Annotated in this window: 16 protein-coding genes; 9 read left to right on the top strand and 7 right to left on the bottom strand. The window is 56.4% G+C overall.

Features of this window, described 5'->3' with window-relative positions:
• Positions 1-24 precede the first annotated feature (24 nt).
• Positions 25-981 (top strand): VirK/YbjX family protein, encoded by a 957-nt coding sequence (locus tag SK50_RS09815; protein ID WP_017693707.1) that lies wholly within the window; start codon positions 25-27, stop codon positions 979-981.
• Here SK50_RS09815 and SK50_RS09810 read toward each other — a convergent pair.
• The gene (locus tag SK50_RS09810; RefSeq protein ID WP_017693708.1) at positions 978-2,636 is read right to left on the bottom strand and encodes an ATP-dependent endonuclease; all 1,659 of its coding nucleotides are present in this window, start codon (positions 2,634-2,636) and stop codon (positions 978-980) included. The two genes, SK50_RS09815 and SK50_RS09810, sit on opposite strands and share 4 nt — an antisense overlap.
• 290 nt (positions 2,637-2,926) lie before the next feature.
• On the opposite strand from SK50_RS09810, the gene aqpZ reads away from it, so the two are divergent.
• From aqpZ to SK50_RS09770, 8 genes are all read left to right on the top strand, one after another.
• Positions 2,927-3,622: an aquaporin Z gene (gene aqpZ, locus SK50_RS09805; protein ID WP_026080729.1), complete on the top strand. Its 696-nt coding sequence runs from the start codon at positions 2,927-2,929 to the stop codon at positions 3,620-3,622.
• A 176-nt stretch (positions 3,623-3,798) separates the two neighbouring features.
• Positions 3,799-4,698: a LysO family transporter gene (locus tag SK50_RS09800; RefSeq protein WP_015570988.1), complete on the top strand. Its 900-nt coding sequence runs from the start codon at positions 3,799-3,801 to the stop codon at positions 4,696-4,698.
• 144 nt (positions 4,699-4,842) lie between these two features.
• Positions 4,843-6,495, top strand: coding sequence for a hydroxylamine reductase (gene hcp, locus SK50_RS09795; protein ID WP_017384847.1), 1,653 nt, complete (start codon positions 4,843-4,845; stop codon positions 6,493-6,495).
• 10 nt (positions 6,496-6,505) lie between these two features.
• Positions 6,506-7,474 carry an NADH oxidoreductase gene (hcr, locus tag SK50_RS09790; protein WP_017693710.1) on the top strand — a complete coding sequence of 323 codons (969 nt, stop codon included), beginning with the start codon at positions 6,506-6,508 and terminating at the stop codon, positions 7,472-7,474.
• A gap of 313 nt (positions 7,475-7,787) precedes the next feature.
• Positions 7,788-9,506 carry a ubiquinone-dependent pyruvate dehydrogenase gene (poxB, locus tag SK50_RS09785; RefSeq protein WP_032653119.1) on the top strand — a complete coding sequence of 573 codons (1,719 nt, stop codon included), beginning with the start codon at positions 7,788-7,790 and terminating at the stop codon, positions 9,504-9,506.
• A gap of 38 nt (positions 9,507-9,544) precedes the next feature.
• Positions 9,545-10,546, top strand: a complete 1,002-nt coding sequence (ltaE, locus tag SK50_RS09780) for a low-specificity L-threonine aldolase (protein ID WP_032670227.1) — start codon at positions 9,545-9,547, stop codon at positions 10,544-10,546.
• A 10-nt stretch (positions 10,547-10,556) separates the two neighbouring features.
• Positions 10,557-11,993: an SDR family oxidoreductase gene (locus SK50_RS09775; RefSeq protein WP_039271219.1), complete on the top strand. Its 1,437-nt coding sequence runs from the start codon at positions 10,557-10,559 to the stop codon at positions 11,991-11,993.
• A 92-nt stretch (positions 11,994-12,085) separates the two neighbouring features.
• A complete protein-coding gene (locus SK50_RS09770) occupies positions 12,086-13,099 on the top strand; it encodes an NAD-dependent epimerase/dehydratase family protein (RefSeq protein WP_017384852.1) in 1,014 nt (337 codons plus the stop codon).
• A 146-nt stretch (positions 13,100-13,245) separates the two neighbouring features.
• Here SK50_RS09770 and SK50_RS09765 read toward each other — a convergent pair whose 3' ends face one another.
• From SK50_RS09765 to gspL, 6 genes are all read right to left on the bottom strand, one after another.
• Positions 13,246-15,057, bottom strand: a complete 1,812-nt coding sequence (locus SK50_RS09765) for a glycoside hydrolase family 19 protein (RefSeq protein ID WP_045343698.1) — start codon at positions 15,055-15,057, stop codon at positions 13,246-13,248.
• Positions 15,058-15,191: 134 nt separating this feature from the next.
• Entirely contained in the window at positions 15,192-15,632 is a 441-nt protein-coding gene (gene iagB, locus SK50_RS09760) for a type III secretion system invasion protein IagB (RefSeq protein ID WP_045339555.1), read from the bottom strand.
• Positions 15,633-15,734: 102 nt separating this feature from the next.
• Positions 15,735-18,437 (bottom strand): glycosyl hydrolase family 18 protein, encoded by a 2,703-nt coding sequence (locus SK50_RS09755; RefSeq protein ID WP_048229343.1) that lies wholly within the window; start codon positions 18,435-18,437, stop codon positions 15,735-15,737.
• 255 nt (positions 18,438-18,692) lie between these two features.
• The gene (locus tag SK50_RS09750) at positions 18,693-19,490 is read right to left on the bottom strand and encodes a prepilin peptidase (RefSeq protein WP_015570997.1); all 798 of its coding nucleotides are present in this window, start codon (positions 19,488-19,490) and stop codon (positions 18,693-18,695) included.
• Positions 19,487-19,972 carry a type II secretion system protein GspM gene (gene gspM, locus SK50_RS09745; RefSeq protein ID WP_015570998.1) on the bottom strand — a complete coding sequence of 162 codons (486 nt, stop codon included), beginning with the start codon at positions 19,970-19,972 and terminating at the stop codon, positions 19,487-19,489. Before gspM ends, SK50_RS09750 begins: the two co-directional genes overlap by 4 nt.
• Positions 19,969-21,102 (bottom strand): type II secretion system protein GspL, encoded by a 1,134-nt coding sequence (gene gspL, locus SK50_RS09740; protein WP_045343700.1) that lies wholly within the window; start codon positions 21,100-21,102, stop codon positions 19,969-19,971. The genes gspM and gspL overlap by 4 nt, the downstream gene beginning before the upstream one ends.
• Between the last annotated feature and the right edge of the window lie 2 nt (positions 21,103-21,104).

Here is a 21,104-nt window from a genome sequence, read left to right as displayed (position 1 = left end):
ATTCCACCAGAAGCAGGATCTAACATGTCTTCCATCGTCGATACACCTTATTCAACGCTGCCCCAGCCTAAATCGGGCTGGCAACTGTTTAAAAGCCTGGCATCGGGTTCCCTCACGCCGGGGCTGGCGTGGCAAAATCCGGCCTATCGACGTAAGTTTATGTTGCGCTCGCTGGCAACGCCGTTCACCACTGCGCGCCTGCTTGGAAACCTTGCAAAACAGCCCCGTCTGATGCAGATCCTGCGCGTGCAGCCCGGCCTGCCGTGCCGCCTGCACCGGCCGTGGCTGACCGTCAATATGGGCCGCCAGACTACGCTGGACGCACTGAACGATCACTATGAGATGATGAGCCGCCATCTTCCGGCGTCGCTGCTGAACGGCTACCTCTCCAGCCAGGGCATCACGCTGGTGACGTTAACGGGCAAAGAGGAGCAGCAGTTTAGCGTTCGCCTGAGCGCGGATGCGTTTCTGGACAAAGAAGGGGAAGCGACCCTCACTTTTTGCGACCACCAGAACACGGTGCTGGCCGAGCTGACCTTTACGCTGTGCACATACCAGGGCAAGCCAACGCTCTTCATCGGCGGAATGCAGGGGGCGAAAGCGCATGTCCCGCACGAGCACATTCAGCTGGCGACCAAAGCCTGTCACGGACTGTTCCCAAAACGTCTGCTGGTTGAAGCGGTCATGACGCTGGCAGGCGCCTTCCCGGTCGAGCAGATCCTCGCGGTGAGTAACGCCACCCACATCTACCGCAGCTGGCGCTATCGCAAGAAAAAAGAGGGAAAATTGCTGGCTGACTATGACAGCTTCTGGCGCTCCCTTGGCGGACAGCAGCAGGATAACGGCAACTTTGCCCTGCCACTGACCATGCCACGCAAACCGATGGAAGAGATTGCGAGTAAAAAACGGTCCGAATACCGCCGCCGCTATGCCCTGCTTGATAGCCTGATCCAACAGGTTTCGCAGGCGACTGCCCGTTAATCGGCCCTCCCGCGAGCCAGCCAGAGGACGCGGGAGAACATTTTACGCAGCAGCGTGGGCACCGACTCCACGCCTCGCCTGCCCGCTTCCGTCGCAACTTCAATGGCCAAATCCGGTTTTGACGACCGATGGATAGCTTTGGCAATCACCCGGCGCATATTCATGGGCACATCTACCGGGATCATCGCCACGCGGTGAAAGACGTCGTCAAATCCCTGGCGGTACATAAAGTGCTCCATGTCCATCGCAGGCAGCGCGGTCAGATGTTCCCGCTCCTCTTCACGATCGTTATTGAGCAGGCTGCGCACGGTCGCCGCATATTTTTTACCTGCCTCATCGCCATCCACCAGTACGTGCCACTCTATCCCCATCCGGCGCGCAAATTTGATCAGCGGTTTTAAGCCAGACTGAGCAAATTCGATCACTTTGATCCCTTCGGCATCAAAGTGGTGTCCGCACTGGCGAGCCAGCTCGTTTATCACCCAGGTTTCCGTTTCCCCTTCCACCAGCAACCAGCAGCGGGCAAACAGGGAAGAGGCACGGTTAAAACGGATATGAAACGCAATTCGTCGGCCATCTTCGGCATTTAACCCGCCGGGCCCGAGCCGGTAGGCGGTGACCCGCGAGGATTCACGCACCAGGCGGCAGACATACTCCACCGGCGTCAGAGAGAGCAGCTCTCCGGAATTCGTGGTGGTGACTCGCTGCAACGGCAGCAAATTAAGAAGATGCCACGCCACGGAAAGCATAATCGGGTGCAGCCGCGTTTCCGGATCTTCCACCAGCAGCAGCGGGCGCGCGTCCCGATCCAGGCGCACCGTCCCTTTCGCCTGTAAAAGCGTGGAGAATAATCCCAGCAGGATCACCCGATGCGTGCGCCCGCCGGGGCGGTCGATCATGCGGTTGATAATATCGAGATAGCGCCAGCTTCGTTGTTCATCGTGCGAGCGGCGACGCATCAGACGGTGGCGCGCCTGCCCCGTTCCCTGCTCGGAGAAATAGTGCTCCAGCAGTTGCACCATGGCAGACAGTCCCTGACGGATCTGGCCGTCGGTGAGGTTCTGCGGCCGTGAGACCAGTTCACGGGCGAGGAAATCCAGTTCGCGGGCGGTCACCTCCACCTCGGGCATATTCGGCACGGTGCCGTTACGGATCCGCCGCATAAAGCGCGCGTCTCGTAAGCGCAGCACGGGGGAGAGGCGGATAAGATGGCGGGCAAGCTCGTCAATATTATCGAGCGGGATCGGATTTCCCTTCTCATCAAGAAATTCACGCAGGGTTAACACCCCGTCGTTTTGCGCCATTTCGCCCTCAAGGCGATAGAAAATACGCTGGAAACCATCTTCACAGGGCACCCAGCAGGGCGACATAGGGCGAAAACGACGCACGCGATGGCGACCGGGCTCGGATTCGCGGAAGGTCAGAATGATATGCAGGTGTTTCTCGCGTCCGTTGACATCCCCCGGCGGAAACCAGAAGTCATCATGAACGAAGTGGTACAAGTTCTCTTCGGGCGAAAGTAGCAGCGTCAGGGCATCCAGCAGGCTGGATTTACCCCAGGCATTTTCGCCTATCAGGACGTTGTTCTGTTCCAGTTGCAGCGACAGGCGGTTAATCCCGCGAAACCCGACAATCTCCACACGTTCGAGTAGCATACATCCCCCGCAATTCGGCCACTTTTTCCTTCAAGTTATCAGCAGTATAGCGGCAGGCTGTGGGTCACGACAGCAGAATATACGCCCCTTAATTATTGGGCTATGCTCTTATTACCTCCGATCTGAACAAGGATTGACATCACATTGCCTTAAATCAAATTTAGTGAATTTATTTGAGTGGCGAAGGGATGTTGATGGTTTCAAAATACTGGCTCTTTGAGTCGTCATCCCTTTATGGCGATATAACCCTCGCGCAGGAATGGGCGCGGACGTTTATTATTGAGGTGGTTATGTTCAGAAAATTAGCGGCAGAATGCTTTGGTACATTCTGGCTGGTGTTTGGTGGCTGCGGTAGCGCAGTACTGGCAGCCGCATTTCCGGAATTAGGTATTGGCTTTGTCGGCGTCGCGCTGGCATTCGGCTTAACTGTATTAACCATGGCATTCGCCGTGGGGCATATTTCCGGCGGTCATTTCAACCCGGCCGTCACATTAGGATTATGGGCGGGCGGACGTTTCCCGGCGAAAGATATTATTGGCTATATTATTGCCCAGGTTATTGGCGGTATTATTGCCGCGGCGGTGCTGTACGTAATTGCCAGCGGTAAAGCCGGATTTGACGCCGCGGCCAGCGGATTTGCGTCGAACGGCTTCGGCGAACACTCTCCAGGCGGCTACTCGATGCTGTCTGCCATCGTGATTGAAATTGTGCTCACCGCAGGCTTCCTGTTGGTGATCCACGGCGCAACGGACAAATACGCGCCTGCGGGCTTTGCCCCCATCGCTATTGGTCTGGCGTTGACGCTGATCCACCTCATCTCCATTCCGGTGACCAACACCTCCGTTAACCCGGCGCGCAGCACCGCGGTGGCTATTTTCCAGGGCGGCTGGGCGCTTGAACAGCTGTGGCTGTTCTGGGTGATGCCAATTATCGGCGGTATTCTGGGCGGCGTGCTGTATCGCACCCTGCTGGAAAAACGCGATTAATTAAGTGCGGTCTGTAATGTCGGGTAGCGCTAAAGCTTACCCGACCTACGTTAGTGTGCACTTTGTAGGCCGGGTAAGGCGCAGCCACCACCCGGCTTTTTTTGTAGCTTTACCTCACAGCCTTTATTGGGTAGTGTCTCTGGCGCTTAACTGATACTCAAAAGGACCGGCTGTTCATGTTCTCAGGACTCCTCATCATTCTTCTGCCCCTGATTGTGGGCTACCTTATTCCGCTGCGTCATGAATCGGCCTTAAAGCTTATTAATCGCTTTCTCAGCTGGATTGTTTACGTCATTCTGTTCTTTATGGGGATCAGCCTGGCCTTCCTGGATAATCTGGCGACGAACTTGCTTTCCATCCTGCATTATTCTGCGGTTACGGTAGTGGTTATTCTGCTGTGCAATATTGCTGCGCTGTTCTGGCTGGAACGCACTATTCCCTGGAAAAATCACCACCATCAGGAAAAGCTTCCCTCCCGTATTGCGATGGCGCTGGAATCATTAAAACTGTGCGGCGTGGTGGTACTCGGTTTTTTACTGGGTCTGACCGGCTGGGCATTTTTACAGCACGCAACGGAAGCCAGCGAATATACGCTTATTTTCCTGCTCTTCCTGATTGGTATTCAGCTGCGAAATAATGGCATGACGCTGAAACAGATTGTCCTTAACCGCCGGGGCATGATGGTTGCCGTTATCGTTGTGGCCAGCTCACTGGCGGGGGGAGTGATTAACGCCTTTATTCTCGATCTGCCGCTGAAAACCAGCCTGGCGATGGCGTCCGGTTTCGGCTGGTATTCGCTCTCCGGTATTCTGCTGACCGAATCGTTTGGTCCGGTGATCGGCAGCGCCGCCTTCTTTAACGATCTGGCGCGCGAGCTGATAGCCATCATGCTGATCCCCGGCCTGGTACGCCGCAGCCGCTCTACCGCGCTGGGCCTGTGCGGGGCCACCTCAATGGACTTTACCCTGCCGGTATTACAGCGCTCGGGAGGGCTGGAGATGGTTCCTGCCGCCATCGTACACGGTTTTATTCTGAGCCTGCTGGTACCCATTTTGATGGCGTTCTTCTCAGCCTGATACTGCTTTGGCGGTAGTGAACCTGCCGCCAAAATTGCGCTAAATCAATAACCCTCCACTTAGTATAAGAAAGCACTTTTCTCCGTTGTGGCACAGGCATAACCTTAAACATGTATCTCAAATATAACTTTAACAGGTGTGATTATGTTTTGTGTGCAATGTGAACAAACCATCCGTACCCCAGCAGGCAACGGCTGCTCTTACGCGCAGGGTATGTGCGGCAAAACCGCAGAAACGTCCGATCTCCAGGATCTGCTGATTGCGGCGCTGCAAGGCTTGTCCGCCTGGGCCTTCAAAGCCCGTGAATATGGCATTGTTGATCACTATGTCGACAGCTTTGCGCCGCGCGCATTTTTCTCCACGCTGACCAACGTTAACTTCGATTCTCCACGCATTGTGGGCTATGCCCGCGAAGCGATTGCCCTGCGTGAAGCCCTGAAAGCGCAGTGCCTGAATGCCGACGCCAGCGCCCGCGTGGACAACCCGATGGCGGAGCTACAGCTGGTGAGCGACGACCTGGGCGAGCTACAGCGTCAGGCCGCAGAATTTACTCCCAATAAAGACAAAGCGGCGATTGGCGAAAACATCCTCGGCCTGCGCCTGCTGTGCCTGTACGGTCTGAAAGGTGCTGCGGCCTATATGGAACACGCGCACGTACTCGGCCAGTACGACAACGCTATTTACGCCCAGTACCACAAAATCATGGCCTGGCTGGGCACCTGGCCTTCCGATATGAACGCCCTGCTGGAATGCTCGATGGAAATCGGCCAGATGAACTTCAAAGTGATGAGCATTCTGGATGCCGGTGAAACCAGCACCTACGGCCACCCAACGCCAACGCAGGTCAACGTCAAAGCGACCGAAGGCAAATGCATCCTGATCTCCGGTCATGACCTGAAAGATCTCTACAACCTGCTGAAGCAGACCGAAGGCACCGGCGTTAACGTTTATACCCACGGCGAAATGCTGCCCGCGCACGGCTACCCGGAGCTGCGTAAATTTAAGCATCTGATCGGTAACTACGGCAGCGGCTGGCAGAACCAGCAGGTGGAGTTTGCCCGCTTCCCTGGCCCAATCGTCATGACCTCTAACTGCATCATCGACCCGACCGTCGGCGCGTATGACGACCGTATCTGGACCCGCAGCATCGTCGGCTGGCCGGGCGTGAGCCACCTTGAAGGCGACGATTTCGGTCCGGTTATCGCTCAGGCGCAGCAGATGGCAGGCTTCCCGTACAGCGAAATTCCGCACCTCATCACCGTCGGTTTTGGTCGTGAAACCCTGCTGGGTGCGGCGGATTCCCTGATTGATCTCGTCAGCCGTGAAAAACTGCGTCACATCTTCCTGATCGGCGGCTGTGACGGCGCGCGCGGGGAACGTAACTACTTCACCGATTTCGCCACCCGCGTACCGGAAGACTGTCTGATCCTGACCCTGGCCTGCGGTAAGTACCGTTTCAACAAGCTGGACTTCGGCAACATCGAAGGTCTGCCGCGCCTGGTGGATGCGGGTCAGTGTAACGATGCATATTCAGCCATCATTCTGGCGGTCACGTTGGCAGAGAAACTGGGCTGCGGCGTGAACGATCTGCCGCTGTCGCTGGTGCTCTCCTGGTTCGAGCAGAAAGCGATCGTTATCCTGTTGACCCTGCTCTCTCTCGGCGTGACCAACATCGTCACCGGGCCGACCGCGCCAGGCTTCCTGACGCCGGACCTGCTGGCCATCCTGAACGAGAAATTTGGTCTGCGTTCTGTGACCAACGTTGAAGATGATATGAAGCAACTGCTGAGCGCGTAAGGAGTAACTCATGACCATGCCAACCTCACAATGTCCGTGGCGGATGCAGGTTCATCACATCCATCAGGAGACGCCGGATGTGTGGACGCTGTCGCTGCTGTGCCATGACTATTATCCGTACCGCGCGGGCCAGTATGCGCTGGTGAGCGTGCGTAATTCGGCGGATACTCTGCGCGCCTACACGATCTCCTCCACGCCGGGCGTGAGCGAGTACATTACGCTCACCGTTCGTCGTATTGATGACGGCGCAGGATCCGAGTGGCTGACCCGGGACGTGAAGCGCGGGGATTACATCTGGCTGTCTGACGCGCAGGGCGAGTTTACCTGTGACGACAAGACGGAAGATAAATTCCTGCTGCTGGCGGCGGGTTGTGGCGTGACGCCGATTATGTCGATGCGTCGCTGGCTGGCGAAATACCGACCTCAGGCCAACGTGCAGGTGATTTTCAGCGTTCGTTCCCCGGAAGATGTGATTTTTGCCGAAGAATGGCGCAACTATCCGGTGACGCTGGTGGCTGAGCACAACGCGACGCACGGTTTTGTCGCGGGGCGCCTGAGCCGAGAGCTGCTGCAAAGCGTGCCGGATATTGCGAACCGTATCGTGATGACCTGCGGCCCGGCGCCGTACATGGAGATCGTGGAGAAAGAAGTGAAAGCGCTCGGCGTGACCCGCTTCTTCAAAGAGCAGTTCTTCACGCCTGTAGCGGAAGCGGCGACCAGCGGGATGAAGTTCACGAAGCTGCAACCGGCGCAGACCTTCTTTGGCCGCGTGGGCACCACGCTGCTTGAAGCGCTGGAAAGCAACAACGTACCGGTGGCAGCGGCCTGTCGCGCCGGGGTGTGCGGTTGCTGTAAGACCAAAGTGGTTTCCGGTGAGTACACGGTCACCAGCACCATGACGCTGACCGACGCGGAAATCGCGGAGGGCTATGTGCTGGCATGTTCGTGCCATCCGCAGGGCGATCTTGTGCTCGCATAATCTGTCGTGGTTCACCTGTAGGCCCGGTAAGCATCAGCGCCACCGGGCTTTTTTGTCCGTGCAGGCCAGCTCATTTGCCTTTGTGACTCCTGTAGGCCCGGTAAGCGTCAGCGCCACCGGGCTTTTTTCCGGGTGGCACTACGTTTACCCGGCCTACATTGTGCCTACTGCCTGTACGGCAGCCCGTTATTTTTTTGACTTTGCCAGGCGCGTCGCGCAGAAAAACCACCTGTACTTAAGGAATACTGAGCAGGCAATACAGCGACTTTCTTCTAAGCTTGTAAGCGATATCACAAAAAGGAGACGGACAACCATGAAACAAACTGTGGCTGCATACATAGCGAAAACCCTTGAGCAGGCTGGCGTAAAGCGTATCTGGGGCGTCACTGGCGATTCTCTGAACGGACTCAGCGATAGCCTTAACAAGATGAAAACTATTGAGTGGATGCCCACCCGCCATGAAGAAGTCGCCGCCTTTGCCGCCGGTGCCGAAGCGCAGCTTACGGGTGAACTCGCCGTCTGTGCAGGTTCCTGCGGACCGGGAAACCTGCACCTCATCAACGGTCTGTTCGACTGTCACCGCAACCATGTTCCGGTGCTGGCGATTGCGGCTCACATTCCGTCATCTGAAATCGGTAGCGGCTATTTTCAGGAGACGCATCCGCAGGAGCTGTTCCGTGAATGCAGCCACTATTGCGAGCTGGTCTCATCGCCGGAGCAGATCCCACAGGTGCTGGCGATAGCCATGCGTAAGGCGATCCTGAATCGCGGGGTTTCGGTGGTTGTGCTGCCGGGGGACGTGGCGCTGAAGGCCGCACCTGAAACCGCCACCACCCACTGGTACTCTGCGCCCCAGCCAACCATTACCCCTGCCGATGAAGAGCTGAAAAAGCTGGCGCAGCTGCTGCGATACTCCAGCAATATCGCCCTGATGTGCGGCAGCGGCTGCGCCGGCGCGCATAAAGAGCTGGTGGAATTTGCCGGTAAGCTGAAGGCGCCAGTTGTGCACGCCCTGCGCGGGAAAGAGCACGTTGAATACGATAACCCGTACGATGTCGGCATGACCGGGCTGATCGGTTTTTCCAGCGGCTTCCACACCATGATGAACGCCGACACGCTGATCCTGCTCGGCACCCAGTTCCCGTACCGCGCGTTCTACCCGACGGATGCCAAAATTATCCAGATCGACATTAATCCCGGCAGCATCGGCGCGCACAGCAAGGTGGATATGGCGCTTATCGGCGATATCAAATCCACCCTCGCCGCCCTGCTGCCGCTGCTGGAAGAAAAAACGGACCGCAAATTCCTCGATAAAGCCCTGAGCGATTATCGCGATGCGCGCAAGGGGCTGGACGATCTCGCCAAACCGAGCGAAAAAGCGATCCACCCGCAGTATCTGGCGCAGCAGATCAGCCACTTCGCCGACGACGATGCCATCTTCACCTGCGACGTAGGAACGCCCACCGTCTGGGCCGCGCGCTATCTGAAAATGAACGGCAAACGTCGCCTGCTTGGGTCGTTCAACCATGGCTCAATGGCCAACGCCATGCCGCAGGCGCTGGGCGCAAAAGCGACGGCACCGGAACGTCAGGTGGTGGCGATGTGCGGCGACGGCGGGTTCAGTATGCTGATGGGGGATTTCCTGTCGGTGGCGCAGATGAAGCTTCCGCTGAAAATCGTGGTCTTTAACAACAGCGTTCTGGGCTTCGTGGCGATGGAGATGAAGGCCGGAGGCTACCTCACGGACGGCACCGAACTGCACGACACCAACTTTGCCCGCATCGCCGAAGCCTGCGGTATCACCGGTATTCGGGTGGAGAAAGCCTCAGAGGTGGACGACGCCCTGCAACGCGCCTTCGCCATCGACGGCCCGGTGCTGGTGGATGTGGTGGTCGCCAAAGAAGAGCTGGCGATCCCGCCTCAAATCAAGCTGGAACAGGCCAAAGGTTTTAGCCTCTACATGCTGCGCGCCATCATCAGCGGGCGCGGTGACGAAGTGATCGAACTGGCAAAAACCAACTGGCTCAGGTAAAACATTTCACAAGACCTCTTAGATTAAAGGGATGTGAAATGATTGATTTACGTAGTGATACCGTTACCCGTCCGAGCCGCGCCATGCTCGAAGAGATGATGGCCGCCCCGGTCGGGGACGACGTCTACGGCGATGACCCGACGGTCAACGAACTCCAGCGCTATGCGGCAGAGCTGAGCGGTAAAGAGGCTGCCCTGTTCCTGCCCACCGGCACGCAGGCTAACCTGGTGGCGCTGCTCAGCCACTGCGAGCGCGGCGAGGAGTATATCGTCGGCCAGGGGGCGCATAACTACCTGTACGAAGCCGGCGGTGCGGCGGTGCTTGGCAGCATCCAGCCGCAGCCGATTGACGCCGCGCCGGACGGTACGCTGCCGCTGGACAAGGTCGCGGCGAAAATCAAAGCCGATGATATTCACTTCGCCCGCACTAAACTGCTGAGCCTCGAAAACACCCATAACGGTAAAGTCCTGCCGCGCGAATACCTGAAAGCGGCATGGGACTTTACCCGTGAGCGCAAGCTCGGCCTGCACGTTGACGGCGCACGTATCTTCAACGCCGTGGTGGAGTACGGCTGCGAGCTGAAAGCGATCACCCAATATTGCGACTCGTTCACCATTTGCCTCTCTAAAGGGCTGGGTACGCCGGTAGGTTCCCTGCTGGTTGGCAGCGCGGACTACATCAGGCGCGCCAACCGCTGGCGCAAAATGACCGGCGGCGGGATGCGTCAGGCGGGTATTCTGGCGGCAGCCGGACTGTACGCCCTGAAAAATAACGTGTCACGCCTGAAAAACGATCACGACAATGCAGCGTGGATGGCAGCGCAGCTGCGTGAAATCGGCGCTGATGTCATGCGTCACGACACCAACATGCTGTTTGTCCGCGTCGGCGATGAGCATGCTGCCGCGCTGGGCGACTTTATGAAAGCCCGTGGCGTGCTGATTAACGCCTCCCCGGTCGTGCGGCTGGTGATGCACCTTGACGTTAACCGCGAGCAGTTGACCGAGGTGGTGAAACACTGGCAGGCATTTTTACAGCGTTAAGGAGCATACCGTGCCGCAACGTATTCTGGTGCTCGGCGCCAGCGGGTATATCGGTCAGCATCTGACCACTGCGTTAAGCCAGCAGGGGCACCAGGTGCTGGCAGCGGCACGCAACACGGAACGCCTGCAAAAGCTACATTTGCCTGGCGTGACGTGTCACAACGTTGACCTTAACTGGCCGAAAGCGCTTCCTGCGCTGCTGGAAGGGGTCGATACGCTTTACTACCTTGTCCACAGCATGGGCGAAGGCGGCGATTTTATCGCCCACGAGCGTCAGGTGGCGATGAACGTTCGTGATGCGCTGCGGCAAACGCCGGTGAAGCAGGTGATTTTTTTAAGCTCGCTCCAGGCACCTGAGCACGAGCAGTCAGACCATCTGCGCGCCCGGCAACTGACGGCAGAAACGCTGCGAAGCGCCCATATACCCGTCACCGAACTGCGGGCGGGGATCATCGTCGGCGCGGGTTCCGCCGCATTCGAAGTGATGCGCGATATGGTCTACAACCTGCCCGTGCTGACGCCGCCGCGCTGGGTACGCTCACGCACCACGCCCATTGCGCTGGAGAATTTACTCCACTATCTGGTGGCATTGCTGGATCACCCGGCGGAGCAGCATCGCGTGCTGGAGGCGGCAGGCCCGGAAGTGCTGAGCTATCAGGCGCAGTTCGAACATTTTATGCGGGTGAGCGGCCGCCGCCGCTGGCTGATCCCCATCCCTTTCCCGACCCGCTGGATATCGGTGTGGTTTTTGAATGTGATCACCTCCGTGCCGCCGACGACCGCCAAAGCGCTGATCCAGGGGCTGAAGCACGATCTGCTGGCGGACGATCGCGCGCTGCGCGCCTTAATCCCTCAGGAATTGATCCGCTTTGACGACGCGGTGCGCAATACGCTGAAAGAGGAAGAGAAGCTGGTGAACTCCAGCGACTGGGGTTATGACGCGCAGGCGTTTGCCCGCTGGCGGCCCGAGTACGGCTATTATCCTAAACAGGCGGGCTGTACGGTAAAAACCACGGCCAGCCTGGCAGCGCTGTGGGAAGTTGTGAACCAGATCGGCGGCAAAGAGCGCTATTTCTTCGGCAATATTCTGTGGCAAACGCGCGGCGCGCTGGATCTGCTGGTCGGTCACCGGCTGGCAAAAGGCCGCCCTGCCCATCCCTGGCTGAAGGTGGGCGATACCGTCGACAGCTGGAAAGTGATTATTGTTGAGCCGGAAAAACAGCTGGCGCTGCTGTTTGGCATGAAGGCGCCGGGGCTGGGGCGGCTCTGCTTCACCCTCAAGGACAACGGCGACCATCGTGAACTGGACGTTCGGGCATGGTGGCATCCGCACGGAATGCCGGGTCTGTTTTACTGGTTGCTGATGATCCCGGCACACCTGTTTATCTTCCGCGGAATGGCGAAACGGATTGCGCAACTGGCAGAAGAAAAGCGGGAAAATAACTAAATAAAACTCTTAATCTTTCACCTTTCCCATTGCAACACATCGTAATTCACGAAAGAATGCGCACGAAATTCTTTTCAACACAGTGGATTGTTATGAAGGTACTGGTTACCGGGGCGACCAGCGGCTTAGGCCGAAATGCGGTCGAGTTTCTGCGCAACAAAGGCATCAGCGTGAGGGCCACCGGTCGCAATGAGGCGATGGGTAAGCTCCTGCAAAAAATGGGCGCTGAATTTGTCCATGCCGATCTGACGGAACTGGTCTCCTCTCAGGCCAAGGTGATGCTCGCCGGTATCGATACGCTGTGGCACTGCTCCAGTTTTACCTCTCCGTGGGGTACCCAGGAAGCCTTTGATCTCGCCAACGTGCGCGCCACGCGCCGTCTGGGCGAATGGGCCGTCGCCTGGGGCGTGCGTAACTTTATTCATATCTCCTCCCCGTCGCTCTATTTCGACTATCACCACCATCGTGATATTCAGGAAGATTTCCGCCCGGCGCGCTTCGCCTGTGAGTTTGCCCGCAGTAAAGCGGCGGGCGAAGAGGTGATCGACCTGCTGGCCCAGTCAAACCCGCACACCCGCTTTACCGTGCTGCGTCCGCAGAGCCTGTTTGGGCCGCACGACAAAGTCTTTATCCCGCGACTGGCCCAGATGATGCACCACTACGGCAGCGTGCTGTTACCGCGCGGCGGCGATGCGCTGGTGGACATGACCTATTACGAAAATGCCGTTCACGCCATGTGGCTGGCGAGCCAGCCGGAATGCGATAAGCTGGTGTCGGGCCGCGCGTACAACATCACCAACGGCGAACCCTGTACCCTGCGCAGCATTGTGCAAAGGCTGATTGACGAGTTAAAAATCGACTGCCGGATCCGTTCCGTTCCTTACCCGATGCTGGACATGATTGCCCGCAGCATGGAGCGCTTTGGCAGTAAATCGGCGAAAGAGCCTGCGCTGACGCATTACGGTGTGTCGAAGCTCAACTTTGATTTTACGCTGGATATTTCGCGGGCGGAGAACGAGCTGGGATATAAACCGATTGTATCGCTGGATGAAGGGATAGTGCGTACGGCTGCGTGGTTACGGGATCACGGGAAGTTGCACCGGTAAGCGTTCCAGCCTCATGTAGGCCGGGTAAGCGCAGCGCCACCCGGCAAAAAACAGAGAGTGCGTACTGATGCCTTCACCCCGGCCCTCTCCCACAGGGAGAGGGTGCAGACACTAAAACGGCAACCCTGGGGGTTGCCGTTTGCTGTTTATAAGGCCGTCCAGGCTTCAGCCCATGCCAGACCTGCGCCAGGTTCATAGTACGTCGGCGCATTGTTACACCAGCCGCTGTACGGGAACGGTTTGCACTGGAACAGTTTACCGTGGTTGTTCACGATATCACCGGCGTTGTACTTGCTGTTCGCGCTCCATGCCGGGTAAGACGTATCTTCTCCGGATGGCGTTGCCGCTTTCGCTTTCACGTTCAGCAGGTAAGACGTGGTGCTGCTCAGTTCGCCATCGCTGACGGTCAGGCTCACTTCATACTGCTGCGCCGTCGCAGACTCTGGCGCTGTAAAGGTCACAACCGCTTTGTCCTGACCGGTAACAGTCTGACCATCCTGGGAACGCCAGGTATACGTCAGCGTGTTACCATCTGGATCGGTAGAGCCTTCGGCGCTCAGAGAAACCTGCGCACCCGCTTCCACTGCACCGATCGGACCGGCAATCTGCGCAACCGGCGCGTGGTTCACCACAACCGGCGTTTCATCCGGCGTTGGGGTTGGTGCCGGCGTTTCATCGCCAGATGGCGTCGGTGTTGGCGTGACCGGCGTTTCGTCCGGGGTCTCGGAAGAACCCTCGTCGTTAACAATTTTCACGTTAAAGAAGTGCTGCACGCACTTGCTGTAGTCACCGTCTTTAAATGCGCTGAACGGGGTCTGGTAACCCACCAGCTGGCAAGAGTAGGTTTTGCCGTCCGGGGTATCCGCGCTCCATCCCCAGTCCTGTTCCCAGTAAATCTTCAGAGCGCCTGCGCCACCTTCGTCGAACTGCTTCATGTTGGCGCAACCCAACACTTCGTTCGCCGGAACAGGCACTTTCAGGTAGTTCGCGAACTCTTTGTAATACTTGATACGGTTTTGAGACTGCGCAATTTCAGTCGGGCCGCCGCACTCAACGCCGCCGTTGATGATCTGGGTGGTCACACCAAAGCCCGGAACCAGACCGTTGGCTTTATCGTGGTCGTTCGGCTGCCATGTACCGTCGATCACCTGCAACATGCTTGGTTTTGGCGGCTGCGGATAGGCGAAGAAGAAGATCGCACTCGCCAGGTTCAGCCAGGTGTCCGCCACCAGCTCAGGTTTGTCGAGCAGCGTACGCACGTCACCGTACATCGCTTCAGAGAATGGACCGTAGTTGTAATTGTAGGACAACTGTTTCGCACCACGACCGAAGTAGCTCAGGAAATCGCCGTCTTTATCTTTACCGCAAGGCCAGGTCTGCCCCTGCCAGACGTCCGGGTTACATTCGCCGTTATAACCGCCCTTCTGCCCTTCGCTCCAGCCCATTTCACGTACGTGGACCAGCGCCTGACGCCATTCGGCTTCCGGACGCCAGCTTTCGTGGCCGCCGGTCTCCTGGGCAAAGTGGGCAAACATGGTGGCCAGCTCTTTGCGGCAGATGGCGTCGCTGTCACGACCGTCATTGTAGGTCTTACACAGCGCCGGGAATTTACCCACGGCTTTCAGGAAGTTGCTGTAGGTATAGGCCTGCGCGCGCAGCGGGAAGAGATATTCCCAGTCGCTGGCTTTCACAATCCCTTCAACGCGCTTAACGTTGTCCGGGTTCGCCGCCCGGCCTGGCTCAATCAATTCAACCTGCGCGTTATCCAGCGTCTGGATGGTCTCTTTAACCGAAGCCATCAGCGGGAAGTCCGTCAGTTCCTTCTCTTTCTTCGCCAGATCGCTGGCTTTGATGGTGTACGGCTCACTGCTGGTCTCCTTCAGGTTAGCAGCCTGAGCCATGAGTGGCGCCACGCAGGCTCCCGCAATGAGTACACTCAGTAACGTCCTTTTGTTCATTTCAGTTTTCCTGTTCGTTTAAAATTAAATGTTAAAATCCCGGCTTAGGTATTACTCCGTTAATACATAAACCACATTCAGCTGTTTTCACTTTTCGAAGAACACCTTCAGGAATTCTTCAAAAATAAAAAACGTTAATAACGTGCTGCTAATTTCAGTTGCTGATATTTGGCCCAGACCTTATGGGCATATTTCATCCTCTGCGGATAATTTTCTTTTTTCAGTCCGGCGTTATACGCGCCAACGGCTTCCCAGTTATAGCCATACACCCTGATCATCCCGGCAAGGATAGAAGCCCCGACCATGATCGAGGTACACGGCTCCGTGATTAACCGGTATTCGTCGATTCCTCTGCTTTCCAGCGCTGTAAAATGCGAACTGTTGATTTGCATCAGCCCGACATCCCGCGTGCCATCGCGGTTTTGCCCAATCGCATACGGGTTCATTCCGGATTCCACATTCGCTATCGCGTACAGTAAATAAGGGTCGACATGATAATAATGCGCCGCTTTATTCCAACAGTTTGCCAGAGCGCTTTGGCTTATTATCAATAACAACAAAATCAACTTTTTCATTTTTACCTGCTGACAGTTTCGGTTATTTCTCCTTACCAACATCCTGTAAAATGAATTTTGAATCACTCCCCCTCTAAAAGGGGGAGTCATTAATGGGTTAGATTATTTGCAGTCTGTTGATGCGCCTTCTTTTACCCATACGTCGCTGTTGGCTGGATTATCACCACGGGTCCACCATTTCGCACGGTAAACGTTTCCTTCATAGGTGGTGGTGTCGCCGCCGTTGTAGACCAGGTCAGAACGCCAGTTCATCTTCACGTTGCTTACCAGCTCCCATGCATCCACACCGAAGCCAGGCTGATTGCCCTGAGTCCAGTACTTCGCTTTCCACACCAGATGGTCGAAGCTTACGGTATCGCCACCGTTGTAGATTTTGCTGGATTCCCACGCCGCATATTTGCTGGCGTTAGCATCCACAGGTGCATCGCAGCTCCCTTTGTCAGACGGTGGAGTCACATCATCAGCCGGAGGGGTAACGTCATCCGCCGGGTTAGTGTCTTCGTCATCTGGCACAGGTGCAGGCGCCGCTTTCGGATTCACGGTGACCTGGACGTTAGACTGCACGCTGGTCTTACCGTCGCTCACCACCACGCTCAGGGTGTAGGTAGACGTCGAGCTCACTTCCGGCGCAGTGATGTTCACGTTCGCGGAGTCAGACCCGGTAGCGTGCATATCTGCTGGTACACTCCAGGCGTAGGTCAACGCATCTCCGTCTGGATCCGCGGCCTGGGCATGCAGCGCATAGGTTTCACCTGATTCAAGCGTGATCGCTTCCATTGGGTTTAAAACCGGTGCCTGGTTAGCTTTCGGCGCCTTGTTCACCACCTGGATATCAATCGCGTTGCTCAGGCCTTTTGCATCGGTCACCGTCAGGCGGAACACCATGGTCTGGTCGGACGTCGCGGCGGCAACGTTAAAGGTCGCTTTCGCTTTGGTGCTGTTGGTGATGGTGACCGACGGACCAGAGACCTGAGTCCATTTGTAGGTAATCGCATCGCCATCAGGATCGCTTGAAGCAGAGCCATCGAGCGTGACGGTTACCGGGCCAGACACGTTCTGGTCGGCAGAGGACGCGATTGGCGCGTGGTTGGTGACCACCGGATCAACCGGCGTAGCGTCGCCGCCCAGCAGGCTTTCGTTCATCGCGTTCAGGATGTCACCGGTGTCAGAGTCGATAGACCATGCGAACAGGCCACCCAGTTTATTCGCCAGAACATACTTACCTTTCGCCGTGGTTGAACGCGCATCTTCATACGTGATCAGGTCGCCGGTAGTTTTGTTGAAGACGTAAGGGGCTTCCGCATCAGCGTCGTAGCCGTATTCCCAGCCTGGTTTGCCTTTGTATTCGTTAACGATCTGACGATAGTCAACCACGCCGGGTTCCCAGGTCCCTTTCACCATACCTGTAGCGGTGCCGGTGAATGGATTGTTACCGGTGTAGCCATGCACGCCGGTCCAGCCGCGGCCATACATTCCCGCACCCACCACGATCTTGCCTGGTTGTACGCCCTGGGAAAGCAGCGCGTTAACGCCATTTTCAGTGGTGTAGTCAGTGTCCGGACGCCATGCTGGCGCGCGCAGCGCCGCCTGGTGGCCGAGAACGGTGTTGCTCCAGCCGCCGTAGAAGTCATAGCTCATCAGGAAGATGTGGTCGAGGTACTGCTGAGCGGCAGTGTAATCCACGTCTTCGATCTTATCGCGGCCTGCACCGATGGCGCTGGTCAGTTCATAGGTACGGCCCGTCTGTGCAGACAGCTCGTTCAGCATGGTGCGCAGGTCGTGCATCAGCGCGGTATAGGTCGCTTTATCCTGCTGCGGATTGCCCAGGTTTTCGCTCACACCGCCGCCGCCAGGGAATTCCCAGTCGATATCCACGCCGTCAAAGATTTTCCAGGTCTGGAGGAACTCTTTCACAGAAGAGACAAAGCGTGCGCGGATAGCCGGGTCACCCATGTGGAAGAAGGGATCGGAGAGCGTCCAGCCGCCGATAGATGGCAGCACTTTCAGGTCCGGATGCGCTTTTTTCAGCGCCATCAGCTGGCCAAAGTTACCTTTATACGGGTCGTCCCAGCCGGAGACGCCAGCCTGTGGTTTTTGCAGCGCAGCCCATGGGTCGTGGATCGCCACGGTATAGTCAGGTCGGCCCTTACAGTCGTTCTGGAGCACGCGGAAGCTGTTGCCGCCTTCAATGGTTTTCAGGCCGTCGTTGATGCCGTCACCGCCACAGATTGGAATGAAGCCGTAAAGAATGTGGTTGAGGTTTGCCGCAGGGATCTTATCAACCGGGAAGTTACGGTCATAAACGCCCCACTCCGGGAAGTAGGCCGCAACCACTTTATCGGTATGCTTCGCAAACGCTTTGTTATTCTCTTTGAGAGACGTATTCAGCGGCAGCAGGTGGCTACCGTCGGTGTCTGCCACAATAATCAGCTTGCTGGCGCTTTTCGCACAGCCGCTGGCGTTACAGACTTCAACCTGTTCCTGATAACGCCCGCCTTTTTTCACTTTAAACGTTGCAGAGCCCGTCGCGCCGGCTGCGCCGGTCCATACGGTTTGTCCGTCCAGCAGAACTTTCGCTGAAGTTGGCGCATCACCACTCCAGACGTTCCACTCAACTTTTACATCCACGCCATCGTTATGCACTTTGACAAGATTGTTATAATCCTGGGCAGCCTGATCCACTTCCACCAGGGCAAATTTGTCATTGCCATAGCCGATCGTCGGTGCACCTGGCGCTGCTGCAAATGCGGAGCTGGTTGCCGCCGCAATAAAGAGCGCCAGATATTTTGGCTTCATAAATTTCATTTTTATTTCCTGATAAATTTATTCGTAACGTAATAACCCATGTCTTCCGTGAGATCATGGATGCGTTTCGCGTAATGCGTATTTAACCAACGTGAGTGTCGTGAACAAAAAAATTGTTGCTGCGTTGTATTCCTCCATTAAAAGATACAAGCCCAAATTCCGTCTAGCTTATATCCTTTACAATACACTGAGCATAAAGAGACGTCCTTCTCTTCTACCATCGAAAAAACTCATAAAAAATCTTGACCTGTATATTTAAAATGTGAAAGCAAATTGCTGACTCATAAACACCCCTATTCCAGCAAAGGCGAGATAAGGACCAAAAGAAATAGTGAGGTTATTTTTATTTAAATTATTTACGGCGAAATAACCGACAATACCGCTTAACGCTGCCGCCAGTTCAATGGAGGGCAACGCCTGCCAGCCGCACCAGGCGCCCAGCGCCGCCAGTAGCTTAAAATCCCCGTAACCCAGACCTTCTCGTCCCGTGATCAGACGAAAAGCCCAGTAGAGCAGCCAGAGCGACAGATAGCCCGCCACCGCGCCGAACAGCGCATCGCGTAGCGGCAACGTGTGGTCAAACGCATGGAGCACTAACCCCGCCCACAGCAGCGGCTGGGTCAGGCAGTCCGGAAGCAGCTGATGCTGCCAGTCGATCATGGCCAGCGGCAGTAAAAAAGCCGCCAGTAACCACAAAGAGAACAGCGCCTGAACGTCCGGCATGCACCAGGCCGTAATGCCAAAAAACAAGGCGGAGATCAGTTCGACCAGAAAGAGTCGCAGCGGGATCGCGCTGCCGCACTGGTGGCAGCGCCCCCGTAATAACAGCCAGCTGAGCAGCGGGATGTTTTCCCACGCGGCAAGCGCGTGCTGGCACACCGGACAGTGCGAGGCCGGAAAGAGCAGATTGCCACTCCCCTCCTCATCCATCACCATCCCCGGTACGCGCTCGGCGACAACGCCAAGAAAACTGCCCACAATGCCGCCCAGGATCGCACTCATTATCGGGAACCCTACCGGGCAGGCGTCCCTCATCAGCGAAAAGGTATTCATGCGTTTTTTGACCAGGTGAGCTGCACCTGCGCTTTTACGTCGCTGAGGTGGTCCACCGGCGTGAGGTTTATTTTTTGCAGTCTCACGCCGGAGGTCTGATTAATTTCACGCAGCCAGCTTTTTAATTCATAAACATTCACCCGATTCACCACGAACGATAAAGTTTGTCCCTCCTGGCGCATATCCGTCAGTGAAAGGTTAATTTCATGGGCGCTGTTCTCGACCACCGTACGCGGATTATTCGTTTTGACTATCTGGACCTGAAGATGATTTTTATCAATTTCACTGCGCATCCAGTTAAGGGTCTCTTTTTGTCTTTTAAGCGTCGATTTACTATTTTGAATCATATTATCCAGGGGGATCACTCCTGTGTAATACACCGCTGCCCCCACAATAGCAACGGCACATATTTTTAAAATAATTTTTTCCCGGGTGCTGTAATTCTGATAGCGTGACTTCAGCTGCGCGATTCGCTCTTTCATTTATGTTTCCCTGCGATCATGGCGGTATACGGTTCGGTTGTTGAAACAGGCTGTAAGGTAAAATCAAAATTCTCACTGGTCTGGTTAACAAACGCCTGCAACGCGGGCTGGTTTTGCGCGCTGACGCTCAGCGTCAGGGTGTTTTGCTGCGCATCGTACTCCAGCAGTTCGATCTCCATCGCAGGGACTGACTGCCGGGCTTTCTCCAGCTCATCAAGCTGAAGAAAGAATCCCTTGCTCTGTTTTTTCAGGCTTTGACCAAAGTGATATTTGATATTGGTCTGCTGGCGCATGCTGGGGAAATGGTGCTGATAAACCTGGACGATCTCCTCCTGCACCCGATTTTCCTGCTGCACAAGCATCCAGGCCATTGCAATGCGTGGCCCCAGCAGCAGAGCAACAGACAGCACGCCCGCCGCCACCATCGCGGCTTTCATACTTTTCGCCGCCCGCCCATTACCGGCCTTAAGGCTGAATTCACCGTGAAGCAGGTTAACGCGGCAGGTTTGCCACTGCGGCTGAATCAGTGCCAGCGGATGCTGCCAGGCATGCTGCACGTCAACGTGCACCTTCGCAGGCGCATCGCCGTAACACCACACTTCCCCGACCCCGGCTTTCTGCATTAACAGCGACAGCAGGGTTGCCTCCATTTCACCCGCCACATGGGGCGATAAACGCAGCCAGTAGCTATCATCCTGTGCGACCAGCGTGCTGCCCCCTGTCGTCACGGGCAGCAGCCAGGCATCAGGCAGGGCCTGAATCACGTTTAATCCGGCCTCCTGACAGCGGGTTAATGCCGCGCGCAGGCGGTCGGCGTCAATGGCCACGGCGTCGACGTCGGCGCCTTTTTTGTGGAGTACCGTCCAGTGGAGGTTGTCCACGTCGCCAATCAGCGTCTCTTCCGCCATCCACGAGAAGGCCATCGCCTGAGAAGCCATCTTTTTCGGCAGCGTAAAATGGCGGAAAATCATGTCGCTGGCGGGCAACAGGAGACAAACGCGCGTAGCCAGGGGGTGTTCGGCCAGCATCTCCAGGCTGTCGACCACCTCGACGCGCTCGCTGCCGGACTCACACCACATTATTTTCCCGCCCTCGCGGCTGTCGGGACGAACAAAAAGTACCTGTTTCATAA

The sequence above is a fragment of the Enterobacter sp. BWH64 genome (genome assembly GCF_001037645.1).
Classification (GTDB): domain Bacteria; phylum Pseudomonadota; class Gammaproteobacteria; order Enterobacterales; family Enterobacteriaceae; genus Enterobacter; species Enterobacter hormaechei_C.
This window is presented reverse-complemented; position numbering and strand designations above follow the sequence as displayed.

What these genes read in the sequence shown, in the direction of transcription:
- SK50_RS09800 (WP_015570988.1), top strand. Translation starts at nt 3,799, where the DNA reads ATGTTCTCAGGACTCCTCATCATTCTTCTGCCCCTGATTGTGGGCTAC.
- ltaE (WP_032670227.1), top strand. Translation starts at nt 9,545, where the DNA reads ATGATTGATTTACGTAGTGATACCGTTACCCGTCCGAGCCGCGCCATG.
- gspM (WP_015570998.1), bottom strand. Translation starts at nt 19,972, where the DNA reads ATGAAAGAGCGAATCGCGCAGCTGAAGTCACGCTATCAGAATTACAGC.
- iagB (WP_045339555.1), bottom strand. Translation starts at nt 15,632, where the DNA reads ATGAAAAAGTTGATTTTGTTGTTATTGATAATAAGCCAAAGCGCTCTG.
- SK50_RS09750 (WP_015570997.1), bottom strand. Translation starts at nt 19,490, where the DNA reads ATGAATACCTTTTCGCTGATGAGGGACGCCTGCCCGGTAGGGTTCCCG.
- SK50_RS09810 (WP_017693708.1), bottom strand. Translation starts at nt 2,636, where the DNA reads ATGCTACTCGAACGTGTGGAGATTGTCGGGTTTCGCGGGATTAACCGC.
- SK50_RS09755 (WP_048229343.1), bottom strand. Translation starts at nt 18,437, where the DNA reads ATGAAATTTATGAAGCCAAAATATCTGGCGCTCTTTATTGCGGCGGCA.
- hcr (WP_017693710.1), top strand. Translation starts at nt 6,506, where the DNA reads ATGACCATGCCAACCTCACAATGTCCGTGGCGGATGCAGGTTCATCAC.
- SK50_RS09765 (WP_045343698.1), bottom strand. Translation starts at nt 15,057, where the DNA reads ATGAACAAAAGGACGTTACTGAGTGTACTCATTGCGGGAGCCTGCGTG.
- SK50_RS09770 (WP_017384852.1), top strand. Translation starts at nt 12,086, where the DNA reads ATGAAGGTACTGGTTACCGGGGCGACCAGCGGCTTAGGCCGAAATGCG.
- gspL (WP_045343700.1), bottom strand. Translation starts at nt 21,102, where the DNA reads ATGAAACAGGTACTTTTTGTTCGTCCCGACAGCCGCGAGGGCGGGAAA.
- poxB (WP_032653119.1), top strand. Translation starts at nt 7,788, where the DNA reads ATGAAACAAACTGTGGCTGCATACATAGCGAAAACCCTTGAGCAGGCT.
- hcp (WP_017384847.1), top strand. Translation starts at nt 4,843, where the DNA reads ATGTTTTGTGTGCAATGTGAACAAACCATCCGTACCCCAGCAGGCAAC.
- SK50_RS09815 (WP_017693707.1), top strand. Translation starts at nt 25, where the DNA reads ATGTCTTCCATCGTCGATACACCTTATTCAACGCTGCCCCAGCCTAAA.
- aqpZ (WP_026080729.1), top strand. Translation starts at nt 2,927, where the DNA reads ATGTTCAGAAAATTAGCGGCAGAATGCTTTGGTACATTCTGGCTGGTG.